Consider the following 9,129-nt stretch of genomic DNA (forward strand, 5'->3'; position numbering starts at 1 on the left):
CCCCCCGCCCACGCCCCGGCACGACCAGCCGCGCCACCTACACCGCCGCACCGCCGGCGAGCACGCGGCGTTCGGCGAGCATCACCGCGACATCGCCGTCGACCGGCTGCGAGAAGAAGAAGCCTTGCAGATGGCTGGTACCCGCAAGCCGCAGCGCCTGGACCTGCGCGACGGTCTCGACCCCCTCGGCGACCACCTCGAGTCCCAGTGCGCGGCCGAGATGGATGATCGAATGGACGATCGCCGCCGATTCGCGCTCGCGTCCCATGCCGTCGATGAAGCTGCGGTCGATCTTGAGGCTGTCGAGCGCGAATTTGCGGATATTATAGAGCGACGAATAGCCGGTGCCGAAATCGTCGAGCGCGATGCGGAAGCCCATCTGGCGCAGCCGGAACAAGGTTTCGGCGGCGCGCTCGGCATCGTCAAAAATGGCGGTTTCGGTGATCTCGATCTGCACCCGCCCCGGCGCGACGCCGGCCCGCTGCGCGCTCTCCATGACATGGGCGACGAAATTGTGCCGGCGGAACTGGCGCGGCGAGAAGTTGATCGAGACATATTGCTGCGGCAGCCGCGCCACCATCGCCAGCGCCTCGGCGAGGATCCAGTCGCCGATGGTGTGGATGACGTTGCTTTCCTCGGCGATCGGGATGAACACCGCCGGGCTGATCCGGCCGTAGACCGCGCTGTCCCAGCGGACCAGCGCCTCGAAGCCGACCACCTCCAGCTCGCCGCGCGCGACGATCGGCTGATAGACGAGGCGCAGTTCGTCGCGCTCGACCGCGCGCGCGAGTCCCTGTTCGACGCGGCGGCGGAAGCGGATGCCCTCGTCCATCGTCTCGTCGAACAGGCGGGTGACGCCGCGGCCGACGCGCTTGGCATCGTTGAGCGCGAGATCGGCGCGACGCAGCGAATCGAGTGGGTCGACCCCCGCGCCGTCGACGACGACCAGTCCCGCCGAGGCGCCGCTCTGCACCGCATGGCCGAACAATCGGTGTGTGCCGGCGCAGGCGGCGATGATCCGGTCGCATGCCATCGTCGCGGCGGCGTCGCCGGCGGTGTCGAACAATACGCCGAACTCGTCGCCGCCGAGCCGCGCGACGATCGCCTCCTCCGGCGCGGTCGCGGTCAGGATCGCATAGACGTCGCGGATCAGCGCATCGCCGGCAAGATGGCCGAGCGTGTCGTTGATCAGCTTGAACCGGTCGAGATCGAGCATCGCGATGGCGAAGCGGCCGGGCCGGCGCGCCCGGTCGCCGAGCGCGCGCAGGAAGGCGAGCCGGTTGGGCGCATCGGTCAGCGAATCATGCGTGGCGAGATGCAGCGCGCGACTTTCGTTGGCGGCGAGTTCGGCGGCCTGCTGTTCGAGCTGGACGATCTGCTCGGCGAGCTGCGCCCGCGTCGCGGCGAGCGCGCGGTCGACCTGCCAGCGATCCGCCAGCGCGGTCGCGGTCTGGACGATCTCGGCGACCTCGAACGGCTTGGCGATGTAGAAGATCTTGTCCGCCGGCCCGGCGACCTTGCTGATCTCGACCGGCGAGAAATCGGAATAGCCGGTGACGATGCACAGATTGATCTCGGCATCGATGCGGCGGATGCGCCGCGCCGTCTCGCGCCCGTCGATCCCCGGCGGCATGCGCACGTCGATGAACGCGGCGGCGAAGGGCGCGCCGTCGGCCAGCGCGCGCTCGACCGCGGCGACCGCCTCCTCGCCCTGGCGGCAATGGGTCAGCGCGAAGCCCGGCGATTCGGCGGCGGGGTCGGCGCCGAACAGCGCCGCCGCCATTGCGCCCAGCGCCGGGGCATCGGGTCCGCGCGGCGGCGCGAAGCTGCGCCGGTAGCTGTCGTGCATCGCCTCTTCGTCGTCGATGATCAGCAGCCGCCTGGGCAGCGCGCGCGCGGGATCGGCAGTCATCGACACGGCTTGTCCCTCTCAACGTTGCGAAAGGGCTAAGGAAATACGGTTAAGAGGCTGTGAACGAAGCCAGATGCTGGGTGAGCGCCTGCCCGCCGAGGACGATCGCGCCGAGCGGCCCGGCATTGCCGCCGAGCGCCGGCGGCACGACGAAGGCGGGTTCGGCGATCTCGGGCAGCGCGATATAGCCGGCGAGGCTCTTGACCATCGCGGCGCGGATGCGCGGGAACAGGTGATCGTTGCCGACCATCACGCCGCCGCCCATCACGATCCGCCGCGGCACGCCGGTCAGCACCAACGTATGGCAGAGCTGCGCGAGGACGTGCGCGACCGGTTCCCAGACGGGGTCGTCGGCGGCGATGTCCTCGCCCTTGCGGCCGGCGCGGGCGCCGATCGCCGGGCCGGCGGCGAGCCCTTCCAGGCAGCCGCCGTGGAACGGGCAGATGCCGATCCAGTCGTCGCCGGCGAGCCGGTCGGGGCGGAGATGGCCGAGCTCGCTATGCGTCAGCCCGTCGACCGGCACACCATTGGCGATCAGCCCGACGCCGATCCCCGTGCCCACCGTCACATAGGCGACGTCGCGCAGCCCCGCGGCGGCGCCCCAGCGCGCCTCGGCGAGCGCCGCGCCGACGACATCGGTGTGGAAGCCGGTCGGCACCTCATAGCGGGCGGCGAGCCGGCGGGCGACGTCGGTCCCCGCCCAATGCGGCTTGGGGGTGGAGGTGATCTGGCCGTAATCGGCGGCGTCGCGGTCGATCGCGATCGGCCCGAAGCTGGCGATGCCGAGCGCGTCGAACCGGCCCCAGCCGTCGAGCACCCGCTCGATCGCCGCCAGCGTCTCGTCGGGGCGCGTCGTCGGCAGCTGGACGCGATCCTCGATCGCATCCGGTCCACGGGCCAGCAGGCAGACTATCTTCGTCCCGCCCAATTCGACGCCGGCTACCAGAGGGGGGACGCTGATCACGATCGTTTCTCCTTCGACGACGCCGGGTTAGCGGGCCAGACGCGAAAGTCGACCCCGGCGGATGTGTAACGGGGGCGAGGCTGACATCTGCGCCACCCGTGTTACCGTGGAGGCGCGGCCTCGACGAAACCGCGCCCGTGCTGCTGCGCACGCAGGAGCCCAAGGTCACGAAGCGGGTCAGTCGTTGCTCTGCCTGGCCGCGGGGTCCTGCTTGGGCAGGAACACGGTGACGGTGGGCAACGAGGCCCGCTTTCGCAGCGGTCCTGCGGAAGCGGGGCGCACGGTGCTCCTGATGCCGAAGGTCACACCTTAGCGTTTCCACTAGCCCTCGCCTACAGGCGACCTTTGGAGAACGGGCGATATCACCTTTCAACACCACCCCGGCGGAGGCCGGGGTCCAGCTCGGCGAGATCAGTGACACCCACTGACCGGCCCCCAACTGGACCCGGGCCTCCGCCGGAGTGGTGCCGAGACTGTGGCTTAGACCTCGCCTGCGCGGGTATCGATACGAACCGAGCGCTCAGGCAATCATCCGCGAAACCCCGGTCTCACCCCACCGACAAGGACGGGACGCCGCCAGGCACCCCGCCCTCGCCCGCATCAATGGTTGTCGCGCGGCAACCCCATCGTCTGCGCGATCCGCTGGTATTTTTCCGATCCTTCCAGGATCGCGCCGGTGTTCATCTGGCCGACCACCGCGCGCTGGATCTCCTGCCACGGCGTCTGCGAGGCGGGATAGGCAAAGCCCCCCGCCGCCGCCAGCGCGGCCCGGCGATCCATCAATTCGGCGTCGGAGATCAGCACATTGGCGGTGCCGGTGTTGAGATCGACGCGCACCCGGTCGCCGGTCTTGAGCAGCGCGAGCCCGCCCATCGCCGCCGCCTCGGGACTGGCGTTGAGGATCGACGGCGATCCGCTCGTCCCCGACTGGCGGCCGTCGCCGATGCACGGCAGCGCATGGACGCCCTCGGTGATCAGATAGGCCGGCGGCCGCATGTTGACGACCTCCGCCGCGCCCGGATAGCCGATCGGCCCGGCGCCGCGCATGAACAGCAGCGTCTCGGGCGTGATGCCGGTCGCCGGATCGTCGATCCGGTGGTGGTAATCCTCCGGCCCGTCGAACACCACCGCCGGCCCCTCGAACGCATTGGGATCGTCGGGGTTGGAGAGATAGCGGTCGCGGAATTCGGGCGAGATCACGCTGGTCTTCATCACCGCCGCGTCGAACAGATTGCCCGACAGGACGATGAAGCCGGCATCCTCGACCAGCGGCTGGTCGAAGGGGCGGATCACCTTCTCGTCCTCGATCGCGACGCCGCGGCAATTCTCGCCCATCGTCTTGCCGTTGACGGTCAGCGCGCCCTCGTCGATCAGCCCCTGGCCGATCAGCTGGTTGACCACCGCGGGCACGCCGCCGGCGCGATAATAATCCTCGCCGAGATATTCGCCGGCGGGCTGCAAATTGACGAGCAGCGGGACCTTGTGCCCCTCCGTCTCCCAGTCCTTGAGCGGCAGGTCGACGCCGATGTGGCGCGCGATCGCGGCGAGGTGGATCGGCGCGTTGGTCGATCCGCCGATCGCCGAATTGACCTTGATCGCATTATGGAACGCCGCCTTGGTCAGGATGTCGGACGGCTTGAGATCGTCCTGCACCATCTCGACGATGCGCTTGCCGGTGCGGTAGGACACTTCCTGCCGGTCGCGATAGGGCGCCGGGATCGCCGCCGAGCCGGGCAGCGACATGCCGAGCGCCTCGCACAGCGAATTCATCGTCGTCGCGGTGCCCATCGTGTTGCAATAGCCGGTCGATGGCGCCGAGCTGGCGACGAGCCGGATGAATTCGGCATCGTCGATCTCGCCCGCGGCGAGCAGCTGCCGCGCCTTCCAGACGATCGTCCCCGATCCGGTGCGCTCGCCCTTGTGCCAGCCGTTGAGCATCGGCCCGACCGACAAAGCGATCGCCGGGATGTTGACCGTCGCGGCGGCCATCAGCGCGGCAGGCGTCGTCTTGTCGCAGCCGATCGTCAGCACCACGCCGTCGAGCGGATAGCCGTACAGCACCTCGACCAGCCCGAGATAGGCGAGGTTGCGGTCGAGCCCGGCGGTCGGCCGCTTGCCCGTCTCCTGGATCGGATGGACCGGGAATTCGAGCACGATCCCGCCCGCTTCGCGAATCCCCTCGCGCACCCGCTCCGCCAGCACCAGATGGTGGCGGTTGCACGGGCTGAGGTCACTGCCGGTCTGGGCGATGCCGATGATCGGCTTGCCCGACTGCAGCTCCTCCAGCGACAGGCCGAAGTTGAGATAGCGCTCCAGATAGAGCGCCGTCATGTCGATGTTCGCCGGATTGTCGAACCAGGCACGGCTGCGCAATTGCGTCATATTATTTGGCCACCGAAAGTTTGTAGATCATCACGTGACGATACGGCTTGCCGGGATCGACCCGGGCCGAGGCGAAATTGGGCTTGTTGGGCGCATCGGGGAATTTCTGCGGTTCCAGCGCGACGCCGTCGCCCATCCGATAGACGTGACGATTCTTGCCGATGTAGCTGCCGTCAAGGAAGTTGCCGGTGTACATCTGCACGCCCGGCTCGGTGCTCGACACTTCCAGCACGCGGCCCGAGACGGGATCCTCGAGCCGCGCGGCGAGCTGCGGCGTCGCGGTCAGGCCCTTGTCGAGCGCAAAATTGTGATCGTAGCCGTGGCCCATCACGATCTGCGGGTCATGCCCGTCGCGCACGCCCTCGCCCAGCATCCGGCCGCTGCGGAAATCGAACACCGTGCCCGCCACCGGGCGCAGCTCGCCGGTCGGCACGAGATTGGCGTCGACCGGGGTGATCGCCTTGGCCGGGATGGTCAGCCGCTGGTTGAGGATGCCGAGCGGCGACCCCTCGCCGGCGAGGTTGAAGATTCCGTGGTTGGTCATGTTGACCACCGTCGGCTTGTCGGTCTTCGCGCCGAAGGCGATGGTCAGCGCGCCGTCGTCGGCCATCGTATAGGTGACGGTGACGTCGAGCTTGCCGGGATAGCCCTGGTCGCCGTCGGCGCTGGTCAGCGCCAGCGTCGCCGATCCGTCCTTGGCGGAGACGATCCGCCATAGGCGCTTGTCGAAGCCGACCTGGCCGCCGTGCAGCGAATTGACCTTGTCGTTGAGCGGCAGCTGATACGTCTTGCCGTCGAGCGTGAACTTGCCGCCGCCGATGCGGTTGGCGAAGCGGCCGACGGTGACGCCGAAATAATTGGGATGCGCGGCATAGTCCGCGGCATCGTCATAGCCGAGCAGCACGTCGGCGATCTTGCCGTCGCGGTCCGGCCCCGACAGTTTCTGCAAGGTCGCGCCATAGGTCAGCACGCGAGCCGAGACGCCGTTGGCCGCGGTCAGCGTCACCGCCTCGATCGCGGTGCCGTCGGCGAGTCGTCCCGCCGCCTCGCGCTGTGTGGTCGCGGCATCGGCCTGTGCGGCGGCGAGCGCGGTCAATCCCGCGCCTGCGATGAAGATAGCCTTCCGAAGCTTCATTGCCCCCTCCTGAGCGTGTATCGCCGGCATTGACCGGGCGCGTCGGGACTATATAGTCTGACAAATACCCGGCGCGCAAGGCAGCCGAACGCGCGACAGGCGGAGAGGGACGAGATTATGGCAGGACCGATTGGCGTAACGACGAACGGTGCGGCACCCGCCGCGGTGGGCGCGGGGGGATCGTATCGCAAGGCGTTGAGCCTGCTCGCGAGTCTGTTCTTCATGTGGGGCTTCATCACCGTCATCAACGGGGTGCTGCTGCCGCATCTGCGCAGCGTGTTCGAGCTCGATTATACCCAGACGACGCTGATCGAATCGGTCTGGTTCATCGCCTATTTCTTCGCCTCGATTCCTTCCGCCAAGCTGATCGAGCGGGTCGGCTATCAGCGCGCGATCGTCATCGGCCTGCTGATCATGGCGGCGGGTGCGCTCGGCATGACGCTCGCCGCGAGCATCCCGTCCTATGGCGTGACGCTGGTGATGCTGTTCGTCATCGCCAGCGGCATCACGCTGCTCCAGGTCGCCGCCAACCCCTATGTTACCGTGATCGGGCCGCCCGAGACGGGATCGTCGCGGCTCAATCTGGTGCAGGCGTTCAACTCGCTCGGCACGACGCTCGCGCCGCTGTTCGCCGGCTATCTGATCCTCGGCCGCAGCCGCAGCGGCACCGCCGAGGCGGGCGCGACGATCAGCCAGGCGCAGCGCTACGCCGACGCGCATTCGGTGATCCTGCCCTATGTGCTCGTCGCAATCGTGCTGGTCGTGCTGGCGGTGGTGATCGCGCGCTTCCCGCTGCCCGCGCTCGGTGCGGCGACGCAGCGCGCCGCCAAGGCGGAACGGCACCAGCATTCGCTGTGGAAGCACCGCAACCTGACGCTCGGCATCCCGACGATGATCGCCTATCTGCTCGCCGAGATCGGCGTCGCCAATCTGTTCGTCAACTTCGTGTCGCAGCCACAGATCGCCGCGGTGACCCACGAACAGGCGTCGCGCTATTTGTCGCTGCTGTGGGGCGGGATGATGGTCGGCCGCTTCGTCGGCAGCGTCGTCATGCAGAAGATCGCGCCCGAGCGCGTGCTGTCGGTCTTCGCCTTCGGCGCGCTGGTCGTCGTCGCCATCGCCACCTTCACCACCGGTCCGGAAGCGATGTGGGCGCTGATCGCGGTCGGCCTGTTCCATTCGATCATGTTCCCAACGATCTTCACCCTCGCGATCCGCGGCCTCGGCCCGCTCACCGAGGAAGGATCGGGGCTGATGATCATGGCGATCGCCGGCGGCGCGCTCGTCGTCGTGCAGGGCTGGCTCGCCGATCATTACGGCCTGCAGAATTCGTTCTTCCTGACCATGGCGTGCGAGGTGATCGTGCTCGCCTACGCGCTGTGGGGATCGAAGCCGACGGCGAGCCTTGGCGACCAGACCGTCGCCTGAGGATTCTCCAGCGGTGACTGCGACATCCGGCCCCGGCGGCGTCATCGCCGTCGATTGGGGCACCACCAACCGCCGCGCCTATCGGCTCGACGCGGACGGCCGCGTCGGCGACGCGCTGCGCGACGATCGCGGCGTGCTGACGATGGCGGCGGACGACTATCCGCCCGCGCTCGCCGCGCTGCGCGAGCGGCTCGGCGACCTGCCGGTGATCGCGGCGGGGATGATCGGATCGACCCGCGGCTGGCGGGAGGCGTCCTACGTCCCCGCCCCCTGCGGCCTCGCCGATCTCGCGGCGGCCGCGCTGCGCCTGCCGGAGGCGCGGATGACGATCGTCCCCGGCGTGTCGGTGCTCACCGAGCGGCGGGCCGACGTGATGCGCGGCGAGGAGATCCAGGTTCTCGGCGCGATCGCCGCGGGTCTCGCCCCCGCCGATGCGCTCTTCTGCCAGCCCGGCACGCACAACAAATGGATCACCACCGCCGACGCCCGCATCGTCGATGTCGCGACGGTGATGACCGGTGAATTGTTCTCGCTGCTCAAGGGACACGGCATTCTCGCCGGCATGCTCGACGGCGCGGTGGTCGACGGCACCGCCTTCCGCGACGGCCTCGCCCGCGGCGCCGGCGCCTGCGACCTCGGCACCGCCTTGTTCGAGGTGCGCGCGAGCGTATTGCTCGGCCGCCGCGCGAGCGAGGAGGCCGCGGCCTATGCGAGCGGCGTCCTGATCGGATCGGACGTCGGCGCACGCGCCGTCGCCGGCCGCACCGTCCACCTGCTCGCGGAAGGCGCGCTCGCCGATCTCTACAAGGTGGCGATCGAGACGCTCGGCGGCACCGTCGTCGCGATCGACGCCACCGCGGGCTTCCTCGGCGGCATTCACCGGCTGCGCGGGATGCTGGCGTGACCGGCGTGCGCTCTTCGCCTATCGTCGCGACAGAGCCGGTATCCCCGCGCGGGCAGGACCTGCGCAACAGTCTTGACCGCGCCCGAAATGGGCCGTTACCCCGCGTGAGCTCCGAGGTTCACCGTTTCGCAAATTCAACGACTTCTGCTCGTGTTGAACCGTGGATGCCGGCACACGCCCGGCCTGACGGAACGTGTTTCGCAACGGTCCCGCGCGAGCGGGCAGCTCGGAGAAGTCCCTCCGGTCGCCACGACCCAATATTCCCGCGCAGGCGGGAATCCAGTGGCCAAGCAGAGCAACGGTTTGCGGTAGAAAGAACACTGGGCTCCCGCCTCCGCGGGAGCCCTGAAACCGTCGGTTGTCCCGGCTCCCTGCCTCAGACCGCCACCCCTTCCCCCTCAGGA

At 68.7% G+C, this 9,129-nt stretch carries 6 protein-coding genes; 2 read left to right on the top strand and 4 right to left on the bottom strand.

What is annotated here, in order from left to right; all coding sequences use genetic code 11:
• Nucleotides 1-37 precede the first annotated feature (37 nt).
• From BW41_RS15670 to BW41_RS15685, 4 genes are all read right to left on the bottom strand, one after another.
• The gene (locus BW41_RS15670; RefSeq protein WP_037535465.1) at nucleotides 38-1,912 is read right to left on the bottom strand and encodes a putative bifunctional diguanylate cyclase/phosphodiesterase; all 1,875 of its coding nucleotides are present in this window, start codon (nucleotides 1,910-1,912) and stop codon (nucleotides 38-40) included.
• Between the two features lie 49 nt (nucleotides 1,913-1,961).
• Nucleotides 1,962-2,876, bottom strand: a complete 915-nt coding sequence (locus BW41_RS15675; protein WP_152542351.1) for an ROK family protein — start codon at nucleotides 2,874-2,876, stop codon at nucleotides 1,962-1,964.
• A gap of 600 nt (nucleotides 2,877-3,476) precedes the next feature.
• Nucleotides 3,477-5,258, bottom strand: coding sequence for an IlvD/Edd family dehydratase (locus tag BW41_RS15680; protein WP_037535467.1), 1,782 nt, complete (start codon nucleotides 5,256-5,258; stop codon nucleotides 3,477-3,479).
• Nucleotide 5,259: 1 nt separating this feature from the next.
• The gene (locus BW41_RS15685; RefSeq protein ID WP_037535469.1) at nucleotides 5,260-6,393 is read right to left on the bottom strand and encodes an aldose epimerase family protein; all 1,134 of its coding nucleotides are present in this window, start codon (nucleotides 6,391-6,393) and stop codon (nucleotides 5,260-5,262) included.
• 117 nt (nucleotides 6,394-6,510) lie between these two features.
• Between BW41_RS15685 and BW41_RS15690 the strand changes: the two genes are divergently transcribed.
• Together BW41_RS15690 and BW41_RS15695 are read left to right on the top strand one after the other, a co-directional pair.
• Nucleotides 6,511-7,821: a sugar MFS transporter gene (locus BW41_RS15690; RefSeq protein WP_037535470.1), complete on the top strand. Its 1,311-nt coding sequence runs from the start codon at nucleotides 6,511-6,513 to the stop codon at nucleotides 7,819-7,821.
• A 13-nt stretch (nucleotides 7,822-7,834) separates the two neighbouring features.
• The gene (locus BW41_RS15695) at nucleotides 7,835-8,725 is read left to right on the top strand and encodes a 2-dehydro-3-deoxygalactonokinase (protein WP_037535472.1); all 891 of its coding nucleotides are present in this window, start codon (nucleotides 7,835-7,837) and stop codon (nucleotides 8,723-8,725) included.
• Nucleotides 8,726-9,129: the final 404 nt, after the last annotated feature.

It is taken from the genome of Sphingomonas sp. RIT328 (assembly GCF_000632225.1).
In the GTDB taxonomy this organism is placed as follows: Bacteria; Pseudomonadota; Alphaproteobacteria; order Sphingomonadales; family Sphingomonadaceae; genus Sphingomonas; species Sphingomonas kyungheensis.